The following is a 24656-nucleotide window of genomic DNA, read 5'->3' as shown; positions in this document are numbered from 1 at the left end:
GCGAAGCGTCAGCGGGCGGTGGGGGCGTTTCAGGGGCATGGGCGCCTCGTGTCAATGCCGTTATCGTTAACGCAAGCAAGGCAGGATGGCAATGTGAAGTGATGCGTCGATGCCGTCTAAGATGCGCTTTCATGACGGCAAGTATCGGAATGCCGGCGCTCGGCCCGTCGAGGGGCAGCAGGCGCCTACGAATGCCACCTGGAACCCGCGCCCATGATCCGACAGCCGCTTGCCTTGTCCCTCAGATCGCCGAAGAGATCAGGGCGAAGTTCGAATCACGGCTGACCCGTCCGAATCCGCTACGGGCGGGATCGCATTCAGCAATACCTGAACCCGTTCCACGATACGGTCGAGTATCGCGATATGATGCGCGCCCGGCGGGCGGATCGCGTAATAGGAAACCGGGATCGCCGGCATCAGCGGAATGGTGGCAAGACCGGCTTCGGCGGCATGGATCGATACCTCGTCGGCGATGGCGATTCCCATGCCGTTTGCAGCAAAGTGGCAGCAATTGAGCATCGAGGTCTCCACGATGCTTTGCGGTGATCCGCTGGCCGTGGACAAGGCATTGTCAAGCGCGATCCGCACCGGAGAATTGCGGCCCGGTATCAAAAGCCGCTCGCCCGCCAGATCATCCGCCGTGCAGACCGTTTGCCTTGCCAGCGGGTGGTCCGGCAACACCCCCACCACGGCGCCAAGATGCCGCAGGGGAACCGCACGCATGTCCATGCGCTGCCTGCCGTAGACGAAACCGGCGTCATATTGCGCGTTCTCGACCATTTCCCAGATATGACGGCTGTTTTCGACATCGATCACCAATGGCAAGTCCTTGCGGTCGCCGATGATCTCGTGGATTGCCTGTTGCAGATACGGCCGCATCAGCGAGGTTACCGTGCCGATGCGGATCACGATGTTCTTGTGGCTGCGGATATCCTCGGCCGCTTGCGCGATCTGGTCCAGCCCAAGATAGAGCCGTTCCACCTCTCGATACAGCATCGTTGCTTCGGGCGTCGGGTCCAGACGTGCGCCCCGGCGTTCGAACAGTTGCAACCGCATCGACTGTTCCAGATCGCGGATCAGCCGGCTGACGGCGGGTTGGGTCACATGCATCGCTGCGGCGGCAGAGGTGATGCCGCCCGTCATCATCACGTTGCGAAACGCCTCTACCTGCCGGTGGCTCAAGCGCATGGCATCACTCCATCATAATATTGGGTTATACCAAGAGGACTAAATACAATTTCTCAACAGATTGCAAACTGGCTAGTTTTGACTTTGCCCCGGAGGAACATGGGGGTTTTTATCAGGAGGAACTCTCATGAAACGCGTCGCCACGGCTACGATCCTCGCGGCCAGCGCCGCCTTTGCGCCCACTATCCTTTGGGCGCAGGACCTGACCATAGGCCTGGCGGCCTCGACCACCTCGATGGACCCCCAATTCTATGTCGTCGGGCCCAACAGCGCGATGGCGCGCAACATCTTCGACGGGCTGGTCAACCAGGACGGCAAGCAGCAGATCGAGCCGGGGCTGGCAGTATCCTGGGAAGTCCTTGACGACACGACCTGGGAATTCAGGCTGCGCGAGGGCGTCAGGTTCCACGACGGCAGCGACTTCACCGCCGAAGACGTGGTGGCAAGCATCAACCGGGTGCCCCTGGCCTCGACCAACAGCCCCAGTTCCTTCATGCCCTATGTGAAAGCCATTACCTCGGTCGAGGCGGTGGACCCGCTTACCGTGCGCATCACGACGGATGAACCGACGCCGCTGCTGCTCAACAACCTCAGCCGGATCGCCATCCTGCCCGCGGAAGCGGAAACGACCACGACCGAACAGATGAACTCGGGCACGGACGTTATCGGGACCGGACCGTTCAAGTTCGTGTCCTGGACGCCCGACAGCGAAATCAGGGTCGCCCGCAACGACGATTACTGGGGCGAGCCTGCCGCGTGGGAAACGGTCCGGTTCCGCATCTTCAAGAACAACAGCGCCCGCGTCGCGGCGATTCTGGCGGGCGATGTGGATATGATCGAAAGCATTCCGACCGCCGACACCCGTCGGCTGGAAGGAAGCGGCAACATCGAAGTGGTTTCGGTCGCGGGCAACCGCGTCATGTATCTGGCGATGGATCAGGATCGCGGGGAATCGCCTTTCTCGAAGGATGCCGAAGGCAGCAATCCGCTGCGTGACGCAAATGTGCGCCGTGCGCTGTCGTTGTCGCTGAACCGCGAGGCGTTGGTCGATCGCATCATGGATGGTCAGGGCGTCCCCGCCGGCCAGTTGGTGCCAGAAGGCTATTTCGGCTACAATACCGACATTGCCGTCGATCCATACGACCCCGAGGCGGCGAAGGCGCTGCTTGCCGAGGCGGGCTATCCCGACGGCTTCGAACTGACTTTCCATGCGTCGAATGATCGCTATCCCAACGATTCCCGTGTTGCACAGGCGATTGGGCAGTTCTTCAGCCGCATCGGCATCGCTACCTCGGTCGAAACCATGCCGGGCAGCGTCTATTTCTCGCGCGCGTCGAATCTGGAATTCAGTTTCATCATGGGCGGTGCCGCCGTCGAAACCGGCGAAGCCTCGGGTGTGCTGGGGCCGCTTCTGGAGACCTATAGCGACAGCGCGGGCGCCGGAAACCGGGGCCGTTATTCCAACCCCGAATTCGATGCGGCCCTGATCGAAGCGCGCCAGACCCTTGACGAAACCAGGCGCGAGGAACTGCTTCAGCAGGCAACCGCCATTGCAATGGACGATCTGGGGGTCATTCCGGTTTTCTACCTCGCAAATACCTGGGCACTCAAAGACGGCCTGGCTTTCACGGGGCGTTCGGACGGCTATACCCTGGCCCATGACGTGCGGCCCGAGTGAGGGCTTGATAATGAACTTTCACGGCGTCTTCCCCTATCTGGTCACGCCCCTCGACCGCGACGGCAACCTGCGCGAGGATGTCATGGAGGCCCTGGTCGAGCGGCTGATCGGCGCCGGGGTCCACGGGCTTGCGCCGCTTGGCAGCACGGGCGAGTTCGCCTATCTGGATGCACCGCGCCGGTTGGAGGTGGCGAAATCGGTAATCCGGGCCGCACGGGGGCGGGTGCCGGTGGTGCCCGGCGTGGCCTCGACCTCGACGGCGGATGCGGTGGCGCAGACGCGCGCCATGATGGAAGCCGGGGCGGACGGCATCCTTGCCATTCTGGAAGCCTATTTCCCCATCGACGACGAAGGGGTGGAAGCCTATTTCACTGCCATCGCGCAAGCGGCGGATGGTCTGCCGGTGGTCCTGTATACCAATCCCAACTTCCAGCGATCCGACCTGACCCTGCCGGTGATCGAACGGCTGAGCCATGTCGAAAACATCCGCTACATCAAGGACGCCTCGTCCAATACCGGCAGGCTCTTGTCGATCATGGGCCGGGTGGGCGGCCGGATGCAGGTCTTCGCCGCATCCGCCCATATCCCCGCCTGCGTGATGATGATCGGCGGCGTCGGCTGGATGGCCGGTCCGGCCTGCATCGTCCCCGAGCAAAGCATCGCGCTTTATCAGGCCGCCCGCAGCGGCGACTGGACCCGCGCAATGGAGCTTCAGCGCCCGCTATGGCGGATCAACGAACTTTTCGCGCGCCACTCGCTTGCGGGCTGCATCAAGGCGGCGCTGGAATTGCAGGGCTTCGAGGTGGGCGATCCGGTCGCGCCGCAAAAGCCGCTGGACGGCGCTGCCCGTGACCAGATCGCCGCCGCGCTGCGCGAACTGGGTGCGCTGTAGGCGGCAGGACCGGAACGGATCATGGATACAACCCTTCCCGTCATCTTCGATTGCGATCCGGGGATCGACGATACGATCGCTTTGCTGGGCGCGTTCGTTTCGCCCGAACTCGACATCCTGGCCATAACGCCGGTATGCGGCAACCAGCCGCTGGACAAGACGCTGCGCAACGCCTTGCAGATCTGCGAGCTTGGCGGACGGCCCGAGATCCCCGTTCATCCCGGCTGCCATCGCCCGCTGTGCCGCGAGCCGATCCACGGGCAGTTCCACGGCAGCACCGGGCTTGGCAATACCGTTCTGCCCGAGCCACGCAAACAGGCCGAACCGACTTCGGCGGTCGAATGCCTGATCGACCATCTTGGCCGTGCCGCACGAGGCGCCGCGCCAAAGGTTACATTGTGCTGCCTTGGCCCCCTGACCAACGTGGCGATGGCGCTGCGCATGGCGCCCGAAATCGCCGGCGGGATCGCGCGGATCGTCATGATGGGCGGCGCCTTCCGAGAGCCGGGCAACCGGAGCATGACCTCGGAATTCAACATGCTGGCCGATCCGCATGCGGCGCGGATCGTGTTTTCCGCAGGCCTACCCATGACGGTGCTTGGCCTTGATGCGACCCATCAGGTGATGCTGCTGCCAGAGCATGTCAACGCATTCGCCCGGTCGAGCGGCCCCATTTCGCGGACGGTTGCGGAACTGATGGCGTTCTGGGACCGCAACGACGCACGGCGCTATGGTTCTCGCGGCGGGCCGCTGCACGATCCGCTGGTGACGGTCTGGCTGCTGCGTCCCGACCTGTTCCAAAGCAGTCCCGCGCGGGTCTTCGTGGAAACGGAAAGCCCGCTATGCCTGGGACAGACGGTCGCGGACTGGTTTGGGAAGTCGGGCGAACCCGCCAATGCCGACATCGTGACCCATGTGGATGCGCAGGGTGTCATCGACTTCTACCTGCATCTGCTTGCGCGTTACGCCCGGCGGGGCGCGGCATGACGGGGCATCGGATCATCATCGATACCGATCCCGGCGTGGATGATGCGGCGGCGATCCTGATGGCGCTCGCCTCGCCCGAAATCGACGTGCTCGGGATCACCACGGTGGCCGGGAACGTGCCCCTGAACGCCGCGCTTGCCAACGCCTGCCGGATCGTCGGCATCGCTGGCCGTCCCGATGTGCCGGTGATGGCAGGTGCGCAAGACCCGCTGCTGCGCGATCAGGTGTTGGGCAAATATGCCCTGATCGGGGCATTTCCGGAACGGCTGGTGGGACGCGGCGCGGTGGAACCGGCGGCGGAGCGCGCGGCTGGTTTCATCGCGCGGCAGGCCCGCGAGGCCGCGCGGACGGGATGCGCGATCACGATCTGCGCCATCGGCCCGCTGACCAATATCGCCCTGGCCTTGCGCCTGCATCCCGAGGTCTCGCAAGGGATCGCGCGCATCGTCTGCATGGGCGGGGCCTTTACCGCCCTTGGACACCGCGTCCCCTGGGCCGAATTCAACATCTACGCCGATCCCCATGCGGCACAAATCGTCTTTTCGTCGGACGTGCCGGTGGTGCTGTTTCCGCTGGACGTGACCATGCAGGCGTTGTTCGACGCGGCCCATGTCGCGCACATCCGCGATACCGGCGGCGAGGCCGGGACCGCGCTCGCAAATTTGCTGTCAGAATACGACCGCAGCGATCCTGTCCGCTATGGCCGTCCTGGCGGGCCGCTGCACGATCCGATGACCATCGCATGGCTGATCGCACCAGACCTGTTCGAAGGCCGTCGCGCAACCATAGGCGTGCAGGTCGACGGGCAAACCAGCGGCCATACCTATGCCGATTTCACGGACCATGACGCACGCACTACCGTCATGAGACAAGTCGATGAGGCGGGTTATATCACCCTGCTGACGGAAAGACTTACACATTACGGCACCGTGGCCGCCCTGTCGCACCGAGGGAGTAAAGGGAAATGAGCGGTTATCTGTTCAGCCGGTTCTTGCAGACCTTTGTGACATTGTTCGTCATGTCGGTCCTGGTCTTCGGCGGGCTTCACATGGTCGGCAATCCCGTGGACGTGCTGCTCAGCCCGACCGCCACCCCGGCCGAACGGCTGGAGGTGATCCGATCCTTCGGACTGGACCGGCCGGTCTGGGAACAATATTGGATCTTCCTCGGGAATGCGCTGAAGGGAGAGCTTGGGAACTCTTTCGTATTCAATCAGCCCGCCCTCGACCTGATCCTGCAACGAATGCCGGCAACGCTGGAACTTGCCGTGACCGCACTGCTGATGGCGCTGGTGATCGGCATTCCCCTTGGCATCCATGCGGGGCTTCGGCCGAACAGCGTGCTGTCGAAATCGATCATGACCTTCTCGATCCTCGGCTTTTCGCTGCCGACCTTCTGGATCGGGCTGGTAATGATCATGGTCTTTGCGGTGCAACTGGGCTGGCTGCCGTCGTCGGGACGGGGTGAAACGACAGAGGTGTTCGGGGTTCCGCTAAGCGTTTTCACCCGCGACGGACTGGCCCATCTGGCCCTGCCCGCCTTCAACCTGGCGCTGTTCAAGATCTCGCTTGTGATCCGTATCACCCGCGCGGGGGTGCTGGAGACGATGCAACTGGACTTCGTGCGCTTTGCCCGTGCCAAGGGCATGCCGGAAAGGCGCATCGTCAGCGTCCACGTCCTGAAGAATACCCTGATCCCTCTGATCACCGTCATCGGGCTGGAGCTGGGTTCGCTGATCGCCTTCGCCGTGGTGACCGAGACGATCTTCGCATGGCCCGGCATGGGCAAGCTGATCATCGACGCCATCGCCGTGCTGGACCGGCCCGTGATCCTTGCCTACCTGATGATCACGGTCGTGATGTTCAGCGTCATAAACCTTGTCGTCGACATCCTGTATTCCGTCGTCGATCCCCGTGTCCGGCTGGAGGGCAAATGACATGACCCTGCCCACTGAAAGCGCATCCTCGATCCACGCCCCCGCCGCGAAACCAGGCAAGCGCCGTTCCGTTTCCCCATTTGCGCAGGCGTTCGGCAAGCTGTTGCGCGACCCGCTGGCGCTGACCGGGATCGTGGTGCTGTCCGCCTTCGTGCTGCTGGCGATCTTCGCCCCCCTGCTCGCGCCGCAGAACCCTTACGACCTCTCGCAACTCGACATCATGGACGGGCGGCTGAAGCCTGGTTCCGAAAGCATGACCGGCACGGTCTACCTACTGGGCACCGACGACCAGGGACGCGACCTTTTCAGCGCAATCCTGTTCGGGCTGCGGACCAGCATTCTCGTCGGCCTCGTCAGTGCGGCCATCGCGCTTCTGATCGGCGCCTCGATCGGGCTACTCAGCGCCTATGCGGGTGGCAGGACCGATGCGTTCCTGATGCGGATCGTGGATATCCAGCTCAGCTTTCCGGCGATTCTCATCGCGCTGATCTTTCTGGCAGTCCTCGGACAGGGGGTGGACAAGATCATCTTCGCGCTGGTGGTCACGCAATGGGCCTATTACGCGCGCACGATCCGCGGTTCGGCCCTGGTCGAGCGCAAGCGCGCCTATGTCGATGCCGCGCGGTCGATGGCCCTGCCCGACCGCCGGGTGCTGTTCCGGCATATCCTGCCGAACTGCCTGCCGCCCCTGATCGTGGTCGCCACCATGCGCGTGGCCTATGCGATCATGCTTGAGGCGACGCTGAGCTTTCTGGGCATCGGACTGCCGGTGACGGAACCCTCGCTTGGCCTGCTGGTGTCGAACGGTTTCGAATACCTGCTGTCGGGCGATTACTGGATCAGCTTCTTCCCCGGCCTGGCGCTTCTGATCCTTATCGTGGCGATCAACCTGATCGGCGATTCGCTGCGCGACATTCTCAACCCCCGCAGGGAGGGCTGACCCATGACGAACCCCATCCTGTCGGTGCAGGACCTGACGACCTCGTTTCGCGTGGACGGCCAATGGCGCGACGTGATCAGGGGCGTCGCCTTCGACATCCAGCCCCGCGAAACCGTTGCCGTCGTCGGCGAATCCGGTTCCGGCAAAAGCGTGACCGCAATGTCCATCATGCGGCTGCTGTCACCCGCCAATTCACGCAGCACCGGACGGATCGAGTTCGAGGGAAGGAACCTGCTCGACCTGCCCCTGCCGGACATGCAGGCGATCCGGGGAAACCGCATCGGCATGATCTTTCAAGAGCCGATGACCTCGCTCAACCCCGTCCTGAAGATCGGCGATCAGATCACCGAGGTGCTGCGGCATCATCGGGGCATGTCGGATGCCGGGGCAATGGCCGAGGCGGCCCGGCTGCTCGACCGGGTCCGCATCCCCTCGGCCCGCCAGAGGCTGGGGGAATATCCGATGAACTTCTCGGGCGGGATGCGCCAGCGCGTCGTGATCGCCATCGCCCTTGCCTGCTCGCCCCGCCTGCTGATTGCCGACGAACCGACGACCGCGCTGGATGTCACGATCCAGGCGCAGATACTGGAACTGATCAAGACCCTTCAGGAAGAAGAGGGGATGTCGGTCCTGTTCATCACCCATGATATGGGCGTGGTGGCGGAAGTTTCCGACCGAACCGTGGTCATGTATCGCGGGGATGTGGTCGAAACCGCAACGACCGAGGAAATCTTCCGGCGGGCCAGGCATCCCTATTCTCGTGCGCTCCTTTCGGCCGTGCCGCAGCTTGGCGCGATGAGGGGGCACGATCGGCCCCTGCGTTTTCCGCGGGTGGATATGACCACCGGAGAGATCGCACCGCCCCAATCGACCGCCGACACCGTGCGCCGCGACGCCGCCCCGATCCTTGAGGTCGCCAACCTCGTGACACGCTTTCCGATCCGCAAGGGAATCCTGCGCCGGGTCGTAGGCCGCATTCACGCGGTCGAGGATATTTCCTTTGAACTGCGCCAGGGGGAAACCCTGTCGCTGGTGGGGGAATCCGGCTGCGGAAAATCGACGACCGGACGTTCGCTCATCCGGCTGGAAGAGCCGACCGGCGGGACGGTTTCGCTGAACGGACACGATGTCCGCAAGGCAGGGCATTCCGAACTGGCCAGCATCCGCCGCGACGTGCAGATGATCTTTCAGGACCCGTTCGAGAGCCTGAACCCCCGCATCCGCATCGGCGCCGCCATCGCCGAGCCGATGATCGCCCACGGCCTGGTTTCCCGGCGGGACGCGCCGGCAAGGGTGGCCGGCCTGCTGGAACGCGTCGGCCTGTCGGGCGAGATGATGCAGCGTTTCCCGCATGAATTCTCGGGTGGGCAGCGTCAGCGGATCTGCATCGCGCGGGCCTTGGCGCTCGAACCCAGGCTGATCATCGCCGACGAATCCGTCTCGGCCCTGGACGTGTCGGTGAAGGCGCAGGTCATCAACCTGATGCTGGACCTGCAAGAGCGCTATGGCCTGGGCTATCTGTTCATCAGCCACGACATGGCGGTGGTGGAACGCATAAGCCATCGCGTCGCGGTCATGTATCTGGGCGAGATCGTGGAAATCGGACCTCGTGCCGCCGTCTTCGAAAACCCCCGGCATCCCTATACGCGCAAGCTTATCGCGGCGGTTCCCGTTGCCGATCCCTCGCGCAGGCAGCGGCGCGTCGCAACCGCCGAAGAGATCCGCAGCCCCTATCGTTCCGCCGATTATGTGCCGCCGAAGCGTCTCTTTCGCGAAGTGGGCGACGGCCATTTCGTCCAGATCGTCGATGACGAGGCCGCCGCATGATTGTCAATTTCGGGTCCATCAATGCCGATCTGATTTTCACGGTCTCCGCCTTGCCGGATGCCGGTCAGACCCTCATGGCGCAGGGCTTTCACACCGAAGCGGGCGGCAAAGGCGCCAATCAGGCGCTCGCCGCGGCTCTTGACGGGGCCAGGGTCGCGATGGCCGGGGCGGTGGGCGGCGATGCGCTTGCCGATATCGCCTTGCATGGGCTGAAGGGAAAGGTCGATCTGTCCCGCGTGGCCCGCCTGGATGCGCCGACCGGCTGCGCCTCCATCCACCGGGATGGCGATGGGCGAAACGTGATCGTCGTCGCCGGCGGTGCGAACCTTGCCGCCTCGTCGGATCTGGTCGAGGATGCGCTTTTGCGTGAGGCGAACATCCTCTTGCTGCAAATGGAAAACGACCCGGCAGAAATCGAACGCCTGATCCGCCGTAGCCGTGCCACGGGGATACGCAGTATCCTGAACCTGGCCCCGGCATTTCGCCTGCCCCGAGACGTGCTTGCGCTTTGCGACCTGATCGTGGTGAACGAGGATGAATCGCAGGCACTGGCCGACTGGCTGAATTGCGGCGCTTCGGCAAGCGAACTGGCCCGTGCAAGCGGCAGCGGCATACTTCGGACGCTTGGTGCAGAAGGGGCCGAACTTTGCTGGGGTGGAACCGAGGTTGTCGTTCCCGCCGTCCCTTGCGTGGTTCGCGATACGACTTCGGCTGGCGATTGCTTCGTGGGCGTGTTCGCCGCCGCTCTGGACCGCGGTGCCGGCGCCGAAGCAGCCCTTCACCGGGCCGCCGCCGCCGCGTCCATCGCATGCACCCGGACCGGCAGCCAGTCCAGCCTGCCCTCGGCGGCCGAGATCGACGCAAAGCAACGGATAGCCCGATAGCCGGAAGATATCGCAGCGCCGACAGGCTTGCCTTGTCGCACCAATGTCTTGCCGGTGGCGGGACCATGCGAATGGCAATGCATGCCGTCCACAACCATGCCCTGTATGAAGGTCGTGATCGGCACGATGGCGGAAGAGGGCATCCGCGGGGATTATGTCGCGCTGGTCGGCGGTGCGCCCCCTGTCTGTCGCACCCGGATCAAATCGCGATGAAGGACGATATGGCCAGCAGCGCAAGCGGAATGGCGGCCAGGGCCAGGACCGTCTGGACCGCGATGATGCCCGCCATCAGCGGTGCATCGCCACCCAACTGGCGCGCGGTGATATAGGAAGAGGTCGCCGTCGGCAGCGCCTGGAACATCAGCGCGGTCGTCAGCGCAGGGCCGGACAGGCCGAAGCCAAGGCCAGCCGCCACGGTAACGGCGGGCATCACCGCGAACTTCACGATGGATGAGGTCAGGATCGGCCCGATCCACCGCCGCGCGCCGCCGAATTCCAGCGCGGCGCCGACGCAAAGCAGGCCCAGCGGCAGCGCGGCGGCGCCCAGCGATTTCAGCGCAGGCTCAAGCCCCACGGGCAAACCCCAGCCGGATGCCTGCAATGCCACGCCGATCAGCGAACCGGCCACCAGCGGATTGGTCACGATATGCCGCACCACCCCCAAGGCCGTCAGCCGCGCCTGTCCGTGCCGCGCAAAGACGGCCACGCTGAGGATATTCACCGTCGGCACGATGGTTGCGTTGCAGATCGCGGCAAGCGCGATCCCCTCGGCGCCATAGACGCCTGCGGCCAGCGTCACGCCGACATAGTTGTTGAAGCGGATCGCGCCCTGAAAGACCGAGGTGAAGGCCGGGCCGTCCAGCGCGAAGGCCGGGCGCAGCAGGACAAGCACGGCGGCGACGACCAGGATGGACAGGATCAGCGTCAGGGCCAGCTTGCCGACCGGCAGCGCATCCAGCCGCGCGGTCGCAAGGCTGTGGATGAAAAGCGCGGGCAGCAGGATGTAAAAGCTGAGCCGCTCGGCCTGGGGCCAGAATGCGGGAGTCAGGAATCCGCTGTGCCTCAGCCCCTTGCCGAAGGCGATGAGCAGCACGATCGGCAAGAGCGCGATCACGACGAGACTGGTCATGCAGGGCCTTTCAACAGGAACGACCGGCCCCTTCTACCAGCTTTCCCGCATATGTAAATTTCCGCCGATCCCGCGGGCCGGGCCAGTTTGCGGCACTGCGTGCGGAAACAATCCGGGGGATCGCAGGTTGATATGTCTGCATCTTGCATCGAGGAGATCCCATCATGATGACCAGACGACAGGCAACGGCCACCCTCCTGGCCTCGGCGGCGATGGCGCGGCTTGGCTGGGCCGGGGCGGCCCATGCGCAGGACGCGGATGCGGCAAGCGCGCCCTTTTCGCTGCCCGACCTGCCCTATGCGGCGGATGCGCTGGCCCCCGTCATCGACGCCGAAACGATGGAATTGCACCACGGCAAGCACCATCAGGCCTATGTCGACAACCTCAACAAGGCGGTCGAGGGCGATGAGGCGCTGCAATCGCTGACCCTATCGGACCTGATCACAAATGCGGGCACCCATCCGCCCGCCGTGCGCAACAATGCGGGCGGGCATTGGAATCACAGCTTTTTCTGGAACCTCATGGCGCCCGAGGACCAGCGGGGCGAACCTTCGGCAGAACTGATACAGGCGCTGGAAACGGCTTTCGGCTCGGTCGAGGATTTCCGCACGGGCTTTGAAGAGGCGGGTGCGGCGCGATTCGGCTCGGGCTGGGTCTGGCTGATCGTGGATGAGGCGGGCCAGCTTCAGATCACGACAACACCCAATCAGGACAATCCGCTGATGGATGTGGCCGAGGTGCGCGGCACGCCGATCCTGGGCAATGACGTCTGGGAACACGCCTATTACCTGACCTACCGCAATCGCAGGCCGGAATATCTGGGCGCATGGTGGGACGTGGTCGACTGGGCGGCGGTTTCGCGGAATTACGCGAACGCCCTGGGCTGAAGTCGTGGCAGGGGCGCCGGCCCGCGACCGCGCATAGGGGCGAAGGTCCGCAACCTGCGGGGAACCGGCGCGGGCTGGCCGCCGGGCATGCCCTCTTGCCTGTCGTATCCCTGATGGCCTGTCGCCGTGCCCATGCGGTGGTGCAGGGTCAGGACCTTTCGGCATGCCGTCAGATTTTTTATAAATCACTTTACATATTAATTTTAACACCATGATTGATATTAAATATTTTTGATCAATTATCCCGTTCCGCCGGATGGTCCTTCGGTTTGGTCAGGGCATTCCCTTGGTCAAGGTCCCAGGGGGCAAGGCTTTCGCTCAGGGCGGCGGCGACGCCCAGATAGGTCTGCTCGCGCGGCGAATGCCTGCGCCAGATCAACGCGACATGGCGGACCGGCGCACAGGACGTCAGCGGGCGGGCCACGACCAGTTGTTCGCGCAGCACCTCGGACCGGACATAGAGCGCGGGCAGCAGCGAGATGCCCATGCCGATGGCCACCATCTGGCGCAATGTGTCCAGGGTGGTGCCTTCGTAATCGCGCGCATGGATGGCGCCCACTTCCTTGCACAGATGGACGATCTGGTCGTGCATCTGGTGGCCCCGCTCCATCGTCAGGACGGTTTCGCCGCCCAGGTCCGCCGGATCGACGCATTCCTTGGCGGCAAGGGGGTGATCGGCGGGCAGGACGACCTGCAGGGGTTCGGTCAGCAGACGCTTGCAGATGAATTCGGGGCGGGCGATCTCTTCGGGCAGCAGGATGGCGTCATGCGCCCCGTCGGCCAACTGCCGGATCAGGCTGTCGCGCCGATCCTCGCGCACCCGGACCCGCATGTTCGGAAAGCTGCGGCGCAATTCCGGCATGGCGATGGACAGGGCATAGGCGCCGATGGTCTGCACGACCCCAAGCTGCAACGCCGCCTGGGGCGCCGCCGGGTCGTCGCGCAGGGCGATCTCGCGGATGTCCTCGACCTGGGCGACGACGGCGCGGGCATGCCGGGCGACCTGCTGGCCGATCGGTGTCAGGACGACGCGCGCGCGGGTGCGTTCGACCAGCTTGGCGCCAAGGCGGTTTTCCAGTTCCTTCAACTGCATGCTCAGCGTCGGCTGGGCCACCCCGCACAGCTCGGCCGCGCGGCTGAAATTCAGGTGGTCCGCGATGGCGGCAAGGTAACGAAGCTGCTGCAAGGTCGGCATGACGCAGTTCATATAGATACAGGCTATAAGCGGCAATGTGATTTTCTATTTCTTTTTCGTCACATAACTGTGTAACCAGATCGGAATGCCTGTGCGGCGTTGCAGGGGAGGCAAAAACCGCATGATTTCCAAGGAAGCCGAACCGTCCGGCGGGCGGATCTGGGGCTATGCCGCCGCCCTGGCCGCCCTTGTCATGGTTGCGATCCTGGCGATGTGGATCCCCGAGGTTCAGGGCGGAGGCCAGGTTCACCTGACCTGGAACTGGGCGCCTTCGCTGGGTATTTCGCTGGGCTTTCTTGTCGATGGGCTGTCGCTGATCTTTGCGCTGCTGATCACCGGCATCGGGGCGCTGATCTTTCTTTATGCCACCGGCTACATGGGCGATCACCCGCAATTCGGGCGGTTCATCCTGTTCCTGTTCGCCTTCATGCTGTCGATGCTGGGGCTGGTGCTGGCGCGCGACCTGATCACGCTTTTCGTGTTCTGGGAACTGACCAGCGTCACCTCATACCTGCTGATCGGCTTCGACCACCAGAACCCGCAGGCGCGGCGCAATGCCTTGCAGGCCATGCTGGTGACGGCGGCCGGGGGGCTGGCGCTGCTGGCGGGCTTTGTCCTGATGGGGACGGCGGCGGGCAGCTATGATCTTGCGCAGATCCTGGCCGGGCCGGGCTTGCAGGATTCGGGGCTTTACGGCGGCATCCTGGTGCTGGTCCTGCTGGGGGCCTTTACCAAATCGGCGCAATTTCCCTTTCATTTCTGGCTGCCCAATGCGATGGCGGCGCCGACGCCGGTTTCGGCCTATCTGCATTCGGCAACAATGGTAAAGGCGGGCGTCTACCTGCTGGCGCGGCTGCATCCGGTGCTGGGCGGGACCGGCGCATGGGCCGCCACGCTGACGGCGGCGGGGCTGGTGACGGCGGTGATGGCCTCGGTCCTTGCGCTGCGCCAGACCGACCTCAAGACCGCGCTGGCCTATACGACCCTTATGGCGCTGGGCACGATCACGCTGTTCCTGGCGGGCGGCTCGCCCTATGCGCTGACGGCGGCGATCAGCTTTCTGGTGGTGCATTCGCTTTACAAGGCGGCGCTGTTCATGGTGGTCGGCGCGATCGACCACGGCACCGGTACCCGCGACGTGGTCCTGCTGGGGGGCCTGGGCCATGCGATGCCGCTGACTGCGCTGGCCGCGGCGCTGGCCGGGGCCTCGATGGCCGGGCTGCCGCCGATGATCGGCTGGATCGGGAAAGAGCTGCTTTATGCAGGCTCGGCCACCCTGGCCCCTTCGGCGCTGGTGACGCTGGGCGTGCTGGTCGCGAATGCGCTGATGTTCGCCGTCGCGGGCATCGTCGCGCTGCGCCCCTTCTGGGGGGCGCCGGGCGACCCGCCCCATGCCCCGCACGAAGCCTGCTGGCAGATGCTGGCCGGGCCGCTGGTGCTGGGCGGGCTGGGCCTGATCTTCGGGCTGGGCGCGGGCCTTTTGCAACCGATGATCGGGGCCGCCGTCACCGGCAGCCTCGGCCAGCCGCGCGCGGCGGGGCTGCACCTGTGGGCGGGGGTGAACCTGCCGCTTTTGCTGAGCGCCGCGACCTTCGCGCTGGGGGTGGTGCTGTATCTGCGCCGGCAATCCCTGCGCGGCTCCATCGCCGCGCTGCTGGAGCGCCTGCCCCGCTTCGATCCGGGCTGGGACCGCTTCCTCGACCACTTCCGCGCCTTTTGCACCTGGCAGGCCCGGCTGATCCAGAACGGGCGACTGACGCATTACCTTGCGGCCAGCTTTGCCATACTGGCGCTGTCGCTGGGGCTGACGCTGATCCTGAGGCGCCCCGTCCTGCTGCCCGGCCTTGCCGCGCCGCTGCCGGTCTGGGTGATCGCGGGCTTCGTCACGGCGGGGGCGATCCTGGCGCTGAACCCGCATTCGCGCATCTCGAACATCGCAGGGATCGGCACGGTCGGCATCGGCGTGGCGCTGATCTTCATCTATTTCGGCGCCCCCGACGTCGCCACCACCCAACTGATGGTCGAGACGCTTTCCGCCGTCCTCTTCGGCATCGCCATGCTGCGCCTGCCCGGCATCGTCGAGCGGCGGACAAAGTCCCAGCAATGGCGCCATGCGGCGCTGGCCGGGGCGGTGGGGCTGTGCATGACGCTGATCGTGCTGGCCGTCACCTCGCACCCGCTGGACCGCCATATCACGCTCTACTTCGAGGAATCCTCGTATCTCCTTGCGCATGGGTTGAACATCGTGAACGTCATCCTGGTCGATTTCCGCGCCTTCGATACCTTCGGCGAATTGACGGTGGTGCTGCTGGCCTCGATCGGGGCCTATGCGGTGCTCAAGCGCCGCTCGGCGAGGGTGCGCCGATGAACTCGCTGATCCTGACGACGGGCGCGCGCCTGCTGATCGCGCTGTTCCTGGTCTTTTCTCTTTACGTCCTGCTGCGCGGCCATAACGCGCCGGGGGGCGGCTTCATCGGCGGGCTGATCGCGGCCTGCGGGCTTGCCATCCACGCCTTCGCCAGCGGCGTGGCCGAGGCGCGGCGCGCCCTGCGGGTCGATCCGCGCACCATCGGCGTCCTGGGGCTGGTCTGCGCGCTGATTTCGGGGCTGATGGCCCTGCCCCTGGGCGCGGCCCCCTTTGCCGGGATCTGGGCCGAGGTGGCGGGCTATGCGATCTCCAGCGTGCTGCTGTTCGACATCGGCGTCTACCTGGCCGTGGTGGGCGGCATCCTCACCCTGATCTTCGCACTCGAGGAGACGCTCTGAATGGAAACCGTCCTTGCGCTCTTGTCAGGCGTGCTGACCGCCTGCGCGGTCTGGCTGATGCTGTCGGGCAACCTGCTGCGCTTCCTGTTCGGGCTGCTTTTGCTGTCGAACGGGGTGAACCTTGCCATCTTTGCCGCCGGGCGCCTGACCGAAGGCGCGCCGCCCCTGCTGGGTTCGGGCGGCACCCTGCCGGGGCACGAGATGGCCAATTCGCTGCCGCAGGCGCTGCTGCTGACCGCCATCGTGATCGGCTTCGGCCTGTTCGCCTTTGCGCTGGGGCTGACCATCCGCGCCTATCGCGCCTTCGGCCACCTGAACGTGGACCGGATGCGCCTGGCCGAGCCTGAGGACGATAAATGAGCTGGACCCTCGCGCTTCCGATCCTGGTGCCCTTCTGCGCGGCGGCGGCGGCCTTCCTGCTGCGCAATCGCCGCGGATCGGGCTGGATTTCCGTGCTTGGCGCCGTGGCCTCGGTTGTCCTTGCGATCCGCCTGCTGCTGGCGGTCGTGGAAAACGGCGTCATCGCCACGCAAATGAGCGCATGGGACGCGCCCTTCGGCATCACGCTGGCCGCCGATTACCTGTCGGCGGCGATGGTGCTGATCACGGCGATCATCAGCCTTGGCGTGTCGGTTTGGGCGATGGCCGAGGTCGGGCAGATTTCCACCCGCATGGGCTGGCACGGGCTGTTCCAGACGCTGATCGGGGGCGTGACGGGGGCGTTCCTGACGGGCGACCTGTTCAACCTCTATGTCTGGTTCGAGGTGCTGCTGATCTCATCCTTCGGCCTTCTGGTGATCGGCGGGCAGCGCAAGGCCGTGGACGGGGCGGTGAAATACGTCACGCTGAACCTGATCTCGACGGTGCTGTTTCTGTGCGCGGCGGGGCTGACCTATGGCGCGACGGGCACGCTGAACATGGCTGACCTGCATGCCGCGGTGGCGGCCCATCCCGACCAGGGGCTGATGACCGTCATCGCGATGATGTTCATGTTCGGCTTCGGGCTGAAGGCCGCGGTCTTTCCGCTGTTCTTCTGGCTGCCGGCGTCCTACCATACGCCGCATTACGCGGTCTCGGCGGTCTTTGCCGGGCTGCTGACCAAGGTGGGCGTCTACGCGCTGATGCGGGTCTTCACGCTGATCTTCGTGGGCGACCAGGGTTATACGCATGAAATATTGCTGTGGGTTGCCTGCCTGACCATGCTGTCCGGGGTTCTGGGTGCTGCGGCACAAAGCGATTTCCGCAAGATCCTGTCGTTCCACATCGTCAGCCAGATCGGCTATATGGTGCTGGGGCTGGCGCTGATGACGCCGCTGGCGCTGATGGGGGGCGTGTTCTATCTGCTGCACCATATCATCGTGAAGGCGAACCTGTTCCTGATCGCGGGCGTTTCGCGCCGGTTGACCGGATCGTCCGACCTCTATGCCATCGGCGGGCTTTACCGCTCGGCGCCCTTGCTGGGGGTGCTGTTCCTGATCCCCGCCTTTTCGCTGGCCGGTTTCCCGCCGCTTTCGGGGTTCTGGGCGAAATACGTGCTGGTCAAGGCCTCGCTGGACCTTGGGGCGTGGCTGGTCGCCTTCGTCGCGCTGCTGACCGGGTTACTGACGATCTTTTCCATGACCAAGATCTGGGCGGAAGCCTTCTGGAAGCCCCATCCTGACGGGCGCCAGCCCGCGCTGTCCACCATTCCGCCGCGCCAGCGCCTGCTGCTGCTGTCGCCGGTGATCGCGCTGGCGCTGATGACCGTGGTGATCGGGCTGTTCCCCCAGCCTTTCGTGGATTTCGCGACGGTGGCGGCCGAGCAGCTTCTTGACCCCTCGGCCTATATCGCGACCGTCCTTCCGGCAGGAGAAGCGCCATGACCTTCCTTGCGATGAATGTCCTGCTGGCCATCGGCTGGGGCGCGCTCTGGGGCAGCTTCGCGCCCCTGGACCTGCTGGCGGGCTTCGCCTTCGGTTTCGCGGGGCTGTGGTTCGCCCGCCGCCTTGTCGGGGCCGAGGATGCGCGCTATTTCCGCGCCCTGCCCCAAAGCTTCGTCCTTGCGGTCTATTTCCTGAAGGAACTGATCAAGTCCTGCCTGATGGTGGCGCGCGACTGCGTCTCGCGCAGCCCGCGCCTGCGGCCGGCCATCGTGCGGATGCCCATCGACTGCAAGAGCGACCTGGAAATCTTCATCCTCGCCAACCTGATCACGTTGACGCCCGGCACGCTGACGCTGGACGTGGCCGGGGACAAGAGCTTTCTCGTCGTCCATTCGATCTATGCCGATGACCCCGAGGCCCTGGTCGCCGACCTGAAATCCGGCATGGAACATCGTGTAAGAGAGGTCTTCCGCTGATGAACGCCGCTGCTTTCATGGACATCTGCCTGACCATCGGCCTTTCGCTGATCGCCCTTGCCATCGCGCTTGGCTTCGTCCGGCTGTGGCGCGGGCCGACGCTGGCCGACCGGGTGGTGGCGCTGGACATGATGACGGCGTCGGTCATCGCCTTTTGCGGCCTTTTCGCCGTCAAGGCGCAGGTCGAGGGCTATCTGGACATCGCCGTCGCGCTGGCGCTGGTCAGCTTCGTGTCGGTGGTGGCGCTGGCGCGCTACGCCGAACGCCTCGCCAGAAGGAGCGACAGCGATGATTGAGATCGTGACCGGCATCCTCGCCCTGCTGGCCGGGGGCTTCGCGCTGGTCGCCGCCGTGGGCGTGCTGCGTTTTCCCGATGCGCTCACGCGGATGCATGCCTCGTCCAAGGTCGCATCCTTCGCGGGCGCGCTGGCGCTGCTGGCGGCGGCGGTCGATATCGGCCATGTCAGCGCGGTGACGCGCGCCGTCTTCGCGATCCTGTTCATCTTCCTGACCGCCCCCATCGGTGCGCATCTTCTGGGCCGCGCCGCCGCATGGCGCAGCGGACAGGGCAGGAAATAGCGCCGCCCGGACCGGCACGGCGGGAAAACCCCGCTTTCCGCAACGTAACGCGCGCACCTTACGGATGGACCATTGCCCGGAAATACGCTTAGGCTGGCCCATGACCGCCGGAAAGGCGGCGGCAATTTCTCGTTTCTTGCTGGGAGGCAGATATGAAGCTCTTTTCGTTCAAGGCCATGGCGGGCGCAGCCCTTGCGGTCGGCATGATGGCGCAGGGCGCCGCGGCGCAGGAGATGTCGTTCTTCCGCATCGGCACCGGCGGCACCTCGGGCACCTACTACCCGATCGGCGGCCTGATCGCGAATGCGATTTCCAACCCGCCCGGCTCGCGCGGTTGCGATGAAGGCGGCTCTTGCGGGGTGCCGGGCCTGGTGGCGACGGCTGTGGCCTCGAACGGTTCGGTCGGCAACGTCAACGCCATCGCAGGCGGCGCGATGGAGGCAGGCTTCGCCCAATCCGACGTGGTCTATTGGGCGCAGACCGGCACCGGGCTTTGGGAAGACCAGACCGCGGTCGAAAGCCTGCGGCTGATCGCCAACCTCTATCCCGAAAGCATCCACCTTGTCGCGCGCGCCGATTCGGGCATCAGTTCGGTCTCGGATCTGGCGGGCAAGCGGGTTTCGCTGGACGAACCCGGTTCGGGCACGCTGGTCGATGCGCAGATCATCTTGGGGGCCTATGGCCTGTCCGAATCGGACATCACCCCGGAATATCTCAAGCCCGAACAGGCGGCTGACCGGATGCGCGACGGCGCGATGGACGCCTTCTTCTTCGTCGGCGGCTATCCGACGGGCGCCATCGCCGAACTGGCCAGCCAGTTCAACGTGACGATCGTGCCCATCGCCGGGGACGAGGCCGACGCCCTGATGGAGGAATACAGCTTCTTCGCCACCGACCTGATCCCCGCCGGCACCTATGAGGGCCAGGACGAAGACGTGAACACGATCTCGGTCGGTGCGCAGCTCGTGACCAGCGCGGACCAGCCCGAAGAGCTGGTCTACGGCATCACCCAGGCGCTCTATAACGACAACACGCAGGCGCTGTTCGCCGCAGGTCACGCCAAGGGTGCGCAGATCACGCTGGAAAGCGCCACGCAGGGCGCGGGCATTCCCTTCCATCCGGGCGCCGAGCGTTTCTATCGCGAGGCTGGCGCGCTCGAATGAGCCTGCCCCTGTAACAGCCAAAGGGACGCGGCCGGGCAATCCGGTCGCGTCCTTTCCCTGACCAGCATCGCAGGAACCCAGAATGACCGACGCCCCCCGCCAGCTTTCCGACGCCGAACTGCGCGCCCTGGAAGAGGAATACGATCCCGAATCCCGCTTCAGGACGGTTCTGCCTTCCATCGCCATCCTGTCGGCGGTGATCCTGTTCCTGCTGTCGTGCTATCACTATTATACTGCGGGCTACGGCATCCCGCGCGCCACGACCCACCGCGGGCTGCATATGGGCGTGTCGCTGTTCGTGGTCTTTCTCAGCTTTTCCGCTCTGGCGCGCAACCGTCACCGCACCGACGGTTTCGTGATCCTGGGCATCCCGGTCCTGGACTGGGTGTTTGCCATCGCCGGGATGGTCAGCGCCTTCTATGTGCCCTGGATCTATTCGCAACTGGCCTTCCGCGTCGGCAACCCGCTGCCCATCGACATCGCGATGGGCACGATCCTGCTGGTCACGCTGCTCGAGGCCGTGCGCCGCTCGATGGGCTGGCCCCTGCCGGTGATCGCGCTGCTGTTCATCGCCTATGCCTATTTCGGGCGTTCGATGCCCGGCATCCTCGTCCATCCCGGCGCGGATTGGGCCAATATCATCAACCACCTCTACCTGACCTCGCAAGGGATCTACGGCACCGCTTTGGGCGTGATCGCGACCTATGTGTTCCATTTCGTCCTGTTCGGGGTGATGGCGCAGAAGATCGGGCTGGGGCAGTTGTTCATCGACCTTGCCACCGCGCTGACCGGGCGCTTTGCCGGGGGACCGGCCAAGGTCTCGGTCGTGTCCTCGGCCATGCTGGGCACGATCACGGGGTCGTCGATCGCCAATACGGTGACCACGGGCGCGCTGACCATTCCGGCGATGATCAAGATCGGCTTCAAGCGCCACTTCGCCGCGGCGGTCGAGGCGGCTTCCTCGACCGGCGGGCAGATCACGCCCCCCGTCATGGGCGCGGTGGCCTTCCTGATGGTCGAATACCTGGGCATTCCGCTGCGCACCATCCTGATCGCGGCGCTGGTTCCGGCCTTCATGCATTTCTTCGGCGTGCTGGTTCAGGTCCATCTCGAAGCCAAGCGCCTCGGCATCCGCGGCCTGCGGGCCGAGGAACTGCCCAAAGCGTGGAAGGTCCTGCGCGAGGGCTGGCTGGCGATGCTGCCGCTGATCCTGCTGGTCTGGATGCTGATGTCGGGCCGCACGCCCTTCCTGTCGGCATTCTGGGCCATCACCGCCTGCATCGCGATCTATTTCATCCAGCGCATCATGGCCGCCGGTGTCGTCCAGGGGATCAAGGAAGCCGCCTCGGGCATATTCGAGGGCTTCGTGTCCGGTGGCCGCCAGTCGCTGTCGGTGACGGCTGCGGCGGCCTTGGTCGGGGTGGTCATCGGGGTGGTGACGCTGACCGGCGTGGGCTTCAAGATCGCCTTCATGGTCACCAGCGTGGCGCAGCAATGGGCGGTGGATTTCCACGGCTTCCTGGGTTTCCTGCCCTTTGAGCTGTTCAGCATCGAGGCGCTTTCGCTGCTCTTTACCCTTGTCATGACGGCGGTGGTCTGCGTGCTGATGGGTTGCGGCGTGCCGACGACGGCAAACTACATCATCATGGTCGCCGTCGCCGCCCCGGTGCTGGGCATGATGAACGTCGAGCCGCTGGTCGCGCATTTCTTCGTCTTCTACTTCGGTGTGCTGGCCGATGTGACGCCGCCCGTGGCGCTGGCGGCCTATGCGGCGGCGGGGATCGCGGGGGCCAACGGCTTCAATGCGGGCAACACCGCCTTCCGGCTGTCGATGGGCAAGGCGCTGGTGCCTTTCGTCTTCGTCTTTTCGCCCTCGCTGCTGCTGGTCACGGCGGATTTCACATGGCCGGACTTCGCGCTGGCCTTCACGGGGGCGATGCTGGGAATCATCGCGCTATCGGCGGCGATCACGAACTGGCTGCACGGCCCGCTGCTGCTGATCGAGCGCATCTTCCTGCCCATCGCGGCATTCATGATGATCGCGCCCGAGATCATATCGACCGTCATCGGTGCGGCGATCCTTGGCGCGGTGGTGCTGCGCCAGGTGCTGGCGGGCCGCCCGCCCAAGGCCCCCGCCCCGGCGTGAGCGGGGCCTGATCGGGGCCTGATCCCTAAAAATGCGAAAAACCCCGAGGATGGCGCCATCCTCGGGGTTTCATCGTGACGGAACGGGGCAGCGGGATCAGCGCATGCCCAGGGCTTCCTTGTAGATCTCCAGCACGGCCTCTTCCTCGGCGACCTGATCCTTGTCCTTCTTGCGCAGGCTGATGATCGCGCGCAGCGCCTTGGTGTCGTAGCCGCGGCCCTTGCTTTCGCTGTAGACCTCCTTGATCTGCTCGGCGATGTCCTTCTTTTCCTGTTCGAGATGCTCGATGCGTTCGACGAACTGGCGCAACTCGCCCGCGGCGATGCCGTAACTTTCTTCCGTGCTCATCCTCATACCCCTGCAAGGCGAAATCCGGGTGTCGGCCACGCCGGCGCGCGGCCCTTCGTGGATCAGGCTTATCCACGGCTTTGCCCCCTGAGACAAGGCCCGGCGCTTGCGGGCGGGGCAAAAGACCGCTAGGGCCATGAGGTCGAAACGGGACCGGGACAGGGGGCTGGCATGACCATCTGGGACATTCTGATCTGGGGCGGCGCGGGGCTGACCGTCCTTGGGCTGCTCACGCTGGTCTGGTGCATCCTGACCGTGATCCGCGCCCGCCGCGCCGGAACCGATGACGAGACGCTGCGCCGCGTCATGCAGCGCGTCACGGCGGTCAACATGGCGGCGCTGGCGGCCTCGGTGCTGGGGCTGATGCTGGTCGTCCTTGGCATCATCCTTGGACGCTGAGCCATGCGCGCGCTGATCCAGCGGGTGGCCGAGGCCAGCGTCACCGTCGAGGGCCGCACCATCGGCCAGATCGGGCCGGGCCTGCTGGTCCTGGTCTGCGCGATGCAGGGCGACGACGAGAAATCGGCCGAGGCGCTGGCCGGACGCATCGCCCGGCTGCGCATCTTCCGCGACGAGGCGGGCAAGATGAACCGCTCGGTCCAGGATAGCGGCGGGGCGGTGCTGGCGGTCAGCCAGTTCACCCTTGCCGCCGATACCCGCAGCGGCAACCGTCCCGGCTTTTCCAGCGCCGCCCCGCCCGACCGGGGCCGCGCGCTTTACGAACATTTCCAGCAGGCGCTGCGCCTGACCGGCCTGCATGTCGAAAGCGGCGCCTTCGGGGCCGACATGCGGGTGTCGCTGGTCAACGACGGTCCGGTGACGATCTGGATGGACAGCGCCGATCGTCCTTGACTTTGCGGCCCCGAACCCTCATCTGGGGCAAGTCGAAGCCGCTGGCGCGTGAGCAGCCGGGACCGATCCCAAGGCTCGACCCATGAATTTCGTATCCCATGTCACGCAGGGGTCCGGCGGGTTTCGTATCTTGCCCGCACCTTTGCAATGCAGGGCAGAAGACCCTGCCACGACCCGCCCTCGGGATACGCGGGGCCGGGTGAAAGACAATGATGAACGATTTCAAACGCCGTCCGCGGCGCAATTCCAATCCGCGCGCCGCGCGTCCCCATGACGATTCCGCAGTGGCCGAGCGCCGCCGCGCCCCGGTTCGCGACCCGCTGCCCACCGGCCCCTTCGCCGAGATGGGGATCGACCCGCGCATCAACGCCAACCTGCCCCCGCTTGGGCTGAACCAGCCGACGCCCATTCAGGTGCAGTCGATCCCGTCCATCGTCGCGGGGCGCGACCTGCTGGGGCTGGCACAGACCGGCACCGGCAAGACCGCCGCCTTCGGCCTGCCCATGCTGACGCGGCTGATACAGCATGGCCGCAAGCCCGATCCCAAGACCTGCCGCGCGCTGATCCTTGCGCCGACGCGGGAACTGGCGACGCAGATCGCCCATAACATCGACGCCTTCGCCGAGGGCACGCCGATCCGCAGCTTTCGCGTGGTCGGCGGCGCCTCGATCAACGTCCAGACCGAGCGTCTCTCGCGCGGGGTGGATGTGCTGATCGCGACGCCGGGCCGGTTGATCGATCTGATGGACCGCGGCGCGGTGGACCTGCGCCAGACCAGCTACCTGGTGCTGGACGAGGCCGACCAGATGCTGGACATCGGCTTCATCCACGCGCTGCGCCAGATCGCCCGCCGCCTGCCGCCGCAGCGCCAGACGCTGCTGTTTTCCGCCACCATGCCCAAGCTGATGGAGGAACTGGCCG

Annotated in this window: 25 protein-coding genes and 1 pseudogene; 22 read left to right on the top strand and 4 right to left on the bottom strand. The window is 65.1% G+C overall.

Annotated features, from left to right (window positions below; genetic code table 11):
- Positions 1-258: 258 nt before the first annotated feature.
- Positions 259-1188: a LysR substrate-binding domain-containing protein gene (locus tag Q0O97_RS15265; protein WP_294931214.1), complete on the bottom strand. Its 930-nt coding sequence runs from the start codon at positions 1186-1188 to the stop codon at positions 259-261.
- Positions 1189-1315: 127 nt separating this feature from the next.
- Between Q0O97_RS15265 and Q0O97_RS15260 the strand changes: the two genes are divergently transcribed.
- The 9 genes and pseudogenes from Q0O97_RS15260 to Q0O97_RS15220 all read left to right on the top strand — a co-directional run.
- Positions 1316-2866: an ABC transporter substrate-binding protein gene (locus Q0O97_RS15260; RefSeq protein ID WP_294931211.1), complete on the top strand. Its 1551-nt coding sequence runs from the start codon at positions 1316-1318 to the stop codon at positions 2864-2866.
- Between the two features lie 10 nt (positions 2867-2876).
- Complete coding sequence (locus tag Q0O97_RS15255; protein WP_294931208.1) at positions 2877-3758, top strand: dihydrodipicolinate synthase family protein; 882 nt, start codon at positions 2877-2879, stop codon at positions 3756-3758.
- Positions 3759-3779: 21 nt separating this feature from the next.
- Positions 3780-4745: a nucleoside hydrolase gene (locus tag Q0O97_RS15250; RefSeq protein WP_294931206.1), complete on the top strand. Its 966-nt coding sequence runs from the start codon at positions 3780-3782 to the stop codon at positions 4743-4745.
- Positions 4742-5713 (top strand): nucleoside hydrolase, encoded by a 972-nt coding sequence (locus Q0O97_RS15245; RefSeq protein ID WP_294931203.1) that lies wholly within the window; start codon positions 4742-4744, stop codon positions 5711-5713. The genes Q0O97_RS15250 and Q0O97_RS15245 overlap by 4 nt, the downstream gene beginning before the upstream one ends.
- Positions 5710-6681, top strand: coding sequence for an ABC transporter permease (locus Q0O97_RS15240; protein ID WP_294931200.1), 972 nt, complete (start codon positions 5710-5712; stop codon positions 6679-6681). The genes Q0O97_RS15245 and Q0O97_RS15240 overlap by 4 nt, the downstream gene beginning before the upstream one ends.
- 1 nt (position 6682) lies before the next feature.
- The gene (locus Q0O97_RS15235; protein ID WP_294931196.1) at positions 6683-7621 is read left to right on the top strand and encodes an ABC transporter permease; all 939 of its coding nucleotides are present in this window, start codon (positions 6683-6685) and stop codon (positions 7619-7621) included.
- Between the two features lie 3 nt (positions 7622-7624).
- Positions 7625-9448 carry an ABC transporter ATP-binding protein gene (locus tag Q0O97_RS15230; RefSeq protein WP_294931193.1) on the top strand — a complete coding sequence of 608 codons (1824 nt, stop codon included), beginning with the start codon at positions 7625-7627 and terminating at the stop codon, positions 9446-9448.
- On the top strand, positions 9445-10332 hold the full coding sequence (locus Q0O97_RS15225) for a ribokinase (RefSeq protein ID WP_294931190.1): 888 nt from the start codon (positions 9445-9447) through the stop codon (positions 10330-10332). The genes Q0O97_RS15230 and Q0O97_RS15225 overlap by 4 nt, the downstream gene beginning before the upstream one ends.
- An 81-nt stretch (positions 10333-10413) precedes the next feature.
- A pseudogene (locus tag Q0O97_RS15220) lies at positions 10414-10512 on the top strand (cobalamin-binding protein); the annotation flags it as partial.
- A gap of 19 nt (positions 10513-10531) precedes the next feature.
- Here Q0O97_RS15220 and Q0O97_RS15215 read toward each other — a convergent pair.
- Positions 10532-11461, bottom strand: a complete 930-nt coding sequence (locus Q0O97_RS15215) for an AEC family transporter (protein ID WP_294931186.1) — start codon at positions 11459-11461, stop codon at positions 10532-10534.
- A 164-nt stretch (positions 11462-11625) separates the two neighbouring features.
- Here Q0O97_RS15215 and Q0O97_RS15210 point away from each other — a divergent pair, with 164 nt between their 5' ends.
- Positions 11626-12348, top strand: a complete 723-nt coding sequence (locus Q0O97_RS15210) for a superoxide dismutase (protein ID WP_294931184.1) — start codon at positions 11626-11628, stop codon at positions 12346-12348.
- 235 nt (positions 12349-12583) lie between these two features.
- Here the strand turns inward: Q0O97_RS15210 and Q0O97_RS15205 are convergent, their stop codons facing one another.
- Positions 12584-13543 (bottom strand): hydrogen peroxide-inducible genes activator, encoded by a 960-nt coding sequence (locus Q0O97_RS15205; RefSeq protein WP_294931181.1) that lies wholly within the window; start codon positions 13541-13543, stop codon positions 12584-12586.
- A gap of 121 nt (positions 13544-13664) precedes the next feature.
- Here Q0O97_RS15205 and mbhE point away from each other — a divergent pair, with 121 nt between their 5' ends.
- From mbhE to Q0O97_RS15160, 9 genes are all read left to right on the top strand, one after another.
- Positions 13665-15911, top strand: coding sequence for a hydrogen gas-evolving membrane-bound hydrogenase subunit E (gene mbhE, locus Q0O97_RS15200; protein WP_294931178.1), 2247 nt, complete (start codon positions 13665-13667; stop codon positions 15909-15911).
- Entirely contained in the window at positions 15908-16309 is a 402-nt protein-coding gene (locus Q0O97_RS15195; protein WP_294931175.1) for an MnhB domain-containing protein, read from the top strand. The genes mbhE and Q0O97_RS15195 overlap by 4 nt, the downstream gene beginning before the upstream one ends.
- On the top strand, positions 16310-16669 hold the full coding sequence (locus Q0O97_RS15190; protein WP_294931172.1) for a Na+/H+ antiporter subunit C: 360 nt from the start codon (positions 16310-16312) through the stop codon (positions 16667-16669).
- The gene (locus tag Q0O97_RS15185) at positions 16666-18171 is read left to right on the top strand and encodes a Na+/H+ antiporter subunit D (protein WP_294931169.1); all 1506 of its coding nucleotides are present in this window, start codon (positions 16666-16668) and stop codon (positions 18169-18171) included. Before Q0O97_RS15190 ends, Q0O97_RS15185 begins: the two co-directional genes overlap by 4 nt.
- Positions 18168-18647, top strand: coding sequence for a Na+/H+ antiporter subunit E (locus Q0O97_RS15180; RefSeq protein WP_294931166.1), 480 nt, complete (start codon positions 18168-18170; stop codon positions 18645-18647). Before Q0O97_RS15185 ends, Q0O97_RS15180 begins: the two co-directional genes overlap by 4 nt.
- The gene (locus Q0O97_RS15175) at positions 18647-18943 is read left to right on the top strand and encodes a monovalent cation/H+ antiporter complex subunit F (protein WP_294931163.1); all 297 of its coding nucleotides are present in this window, start codon (positions 18647-18649) and stop codon (positions 18941-18943) included. Before Q0O97_RS15180 ends, Q0O97_RS15175 begins: the two co-directional genes overlap by 1 nt.
- Positions 18936-19226 (top strand): monovalent cation/H(+) antiporter subunit G, encoded by a 291-nt coding sequence (mnhG, locus tag Q0O97_RS15170; protein ID WP_294931160.1) that lies wholly within the window; start codon positions 18936-18938, stop codon positions 19224-19226. The genes Q0O97_RS15175 and mnhG overlap by 8 nt, the downstream gene beginning before the upstream one ends.
- A 152-nt stretch (positions 19227-19378) precedes the next feature.
- Positions 19379-20389 (top strand): TAXI family TRAP transporter solute-binding subunit, encoded by a 1011-nt coding sequence (locus Q0O97_RS15165; protein WP_294931157.1) that lies wholly within the window; start codon positions 19379-19381, stop codon positions 20387-20389.
- Between the two features lie 82 nt (positions 20390-20471).
- Positions 20472-22535 carry a TRAP transporter permease gene (locus tag Q0O97_RS15160; RefSeq protein WP_294931155.1) on the top strand — a complete coding sequence of 688 codons (2064 nt, stop codon included), beginning with the start codon at positions 20472-20474 and terminating at the stop codon, positions 22533-22535.
- 96 nt (positions 22536-22631) lie between these two features.
- Here Q0O97_RS15160 and Q0O97_RS15155 read toward each other — a convergent pair whose 3' ends face one another.
- On the bottom strand, positions 22632-22883 hold the full coding sequence (locus tag Q0O97_RS15155) for a DUF2312 domain-containing protein (RefSeq protein ID WP_294931152.1): 252 nt from the start codon (positions 22881-22883) through the stop codon (positions 22632-22634).
- A 171-nt stretch (positions 22884-23054) separates the two neighbouring features.
- On the opposite strand from Q0O97_RS15155, the gene Q0O97_RS15150 reads away from it, so the two are divergent.
- From Q0O97_RS15150 to Q0O97_RS15140, 3 genes are all read left to right on the top strand, one after another.
- Entirely contained in the window at positions 23055-23282 is a 228-nt protein-coding gene (locus tag Q0O97_RS15150; protein ID WP_294931149.1) for a hypothetical protein, read from the top strand.
- Between the two features lie 3 nt (positions 23283-23285).
- Complete coding sequence (gene dtd / locus Q0O97_RS15145; RefSeq protein ID WP_294931146.1) at positions 23286-23735, top strand: D-aminoacyl-tRNA deacylase; 450 nt, start codon at positions 23286-23288, stop codon at positions 23733-23735.
- Positions 23736-24079: 344 nt separating this feature from the next.
- The coding region (locus Q0O97_RS15140; RefSeq protein ID WP_294931217.1) for a DEAD/DEAH box helicase at positions 24080-24656 on the top strand (577 nt) is incomplete at its 3' end.

Origin of the sequence: uncultured Paracoccus sp. (assembly GCF_945915435.1) — a bacterium.
Lineage (GTDB): Bacteria > Pseudomonadota > Alphaproteobacteria > Rhodobacterales > Rhodobacteraceae > Paracoccus.
Note: the sequence above shows the minus strand (reverse complement) of the source record. Positions and strands in the feature narration are given on the sequence as shown.

What these genes read in the sequence shown, in the direction of transcription:
- Q0O97_RS15180 (WP_294931166.1), top strand. Translation starts at nt 18,168, where the DNA reads ATGACCTTCCTTGCGATGAATGTCCTGCTGGCCATCGGCTGGGGCGCG.
- Q0O97_RS15160 (WP_294931155.1), top strand. Translation starts at nt 20,472, where the DNA reads ATGACCGACGCCCCCCGCCAGCTTTCCGACGCCGAACTGCGCGCCCTG.
- Q0O97_RS15265 (WP_294931214.1), bottom strand. Translation starts at nt 1,188, where the DNA reads ATGCGCTTGAGCCACCGGCAGGTAGAGGCGTTTCGCAACGTGATGATG.
- Q0O97_RS15150 (WP_294931149.1), top strand. Translation starts at nt 23,055, where the DNA reads ATGACCATCTGGGACATTCTGATCTGGGGCGGCGCGGGGCTGACCGTC.
- Q0O97_RS15195 (WP_294931175.1), top strand. Translation starts at nt 15,908, where the DNA reads ATGAACTCGCTGATCCTGACGACGGGCGCGCGCCTGCTGATCGCGCTG.
- Q0O97_RS15190 (WP_294931172.1), top strand. Translation starts at nt 16,310, where the DNA reads ATGGAAACCGTCCTTGCGCTCTTGTCAGGCGTGCTGACCGCCTGCGCG.
- Q0O97_RS15205 (WP_294931181.1), bottom strand. Translation starts at nt 13,543, where the DNA reads ATGCCGACCTTGCAGCAGCTTCGTTACCTTGCCGCCATCGCGGACCAC.
- Q0O97_RS15165 (WP_294931157.1), top strand. Translation starts at nt 19,379, where the DNA reads ATGAAGCTCTTTTCGTTCAAGGCCATGGCGGGCGCAGCCCTTGCGGTC.
- Q0O97_RS15235 (WP_294931196.1), top strand. Translation starts at nt 6,683, where the DNA reads ATGACCCTGCCCACTGAAAGCGCATCCTCGATCCACGCCCCCGCCGCG.
- Q0O97_RS15240 (WP_294931200.1), top strand. Translation starts at nt 5,710, where the DNA reads ATGAGCGGTTATCTGTTCAGCCGGTTCTTGCAGACCTTTGTGACATTG.
- mnhG (WP_294931160.1), top strand. Translation starts at nt 18,936, where the DNA reads ATGATTGAGATCGTGACCGGCATCCTCGCCCTGCTGGCCGGGGGCTTC.
- Q0O97_RS15155 (WP_294931152.1), bottom strand. Translation starts at nt 22,883, where the DNA reads ATGAGCACGGAAGAAAGTTACGGCATCGCCGCGGGCGAGTTGCGCCAG.
- Q0O97_RS15245 (WP_294931203.1), top strand. Translation starts at nt 4,742, where the DNA reads ATGACGGGGCATCGGATCATCATCGATACCGATCCCGGCGTGGATGAT.
- Q0O97_RS15210 (WP_294931184.1), top strand. Translation starts at nt 11,626, where the DNA reads ATGATGACCAGACGACAGGCAACGGCCACCCTCCTGGCCTCGGCGGCG.
- dtd (WP_294931146.1), top strand. Translation starts at nt 23,286, where the DNA reads ATGCGCGCGCTGATCCAGCGGGTGGCCGAGGCCAGCGTCACCGTCGAG.
- Q0O97_RS15175 (WP_294931163.1), top strand. Translation starts at nt 18,647, where the DNA reads ATGAACGCCGCTGCTTTCATGGACATCTGCCTGACCATCGGCCTTTCG.
- Q0O97_RS15255 (WP_294931208.1), top strand. Translation starts at nt 2,877, where the DNA reads ATGAACTTTCACGGCGTCTTCCCCTATCTGGTCACGCCCCTCGACCGC.
- Q0O97_RS15215 (WP_294931186.1), bottom strand. Translation starts at nt 11,461, where the DNA reads ATGACCAGTCTCGTCGTGATCGCGCTCTTGCCGATCGTGCTGCTCATC.
- Q0O97_RS15185 (WP_294931169.1), top strand. Translation starts at nt 16,666, where the DNA reads ATGAGCTGGACCCTCGCGCTTCCGATCCTGGTGCCCTTCTGCGCGGCG.
- Q0O97_RS15260 (WP_294931211.1), top strand. Translation starts at nt 1,316, where the DNA reads ATGAAACGCGTCGCCACGGCTACGATCCTCGCGGCCAGCGCCGCCTTT.
- mbhE (WP_294931178.1), top strand. Translation starts at nt 13,665, where the DNA reads ATGATTTCCAAGGAAGCCGAACCGTCCGGCGGGCGGATCTGGGGCTAT.
- Q0O97_RS15250 (WP_294931206.1), top strand. Translation starts at nt 3,780, where the DNA reads ATGGATACAACCCTTCCCGTCATCTTCGATTGCGATCCGGGGATCGAC.
- Q0O97_RS15230 (WP_294931193.1), top strand. Translation starts at nt 7,625, where the DNA reads ATGACGAACCCCATCCTGTCGGTGCAGGACCTGACGACCTCGTTTCGC.
- Q0O97_RS15225 (WP_294931190.1), top strand. Translation starts at nt 9,445, where the DNA reads ATGATTGTCAATTTCGGGTCCATCAATGCCGATCTGATTTTCACGGTC.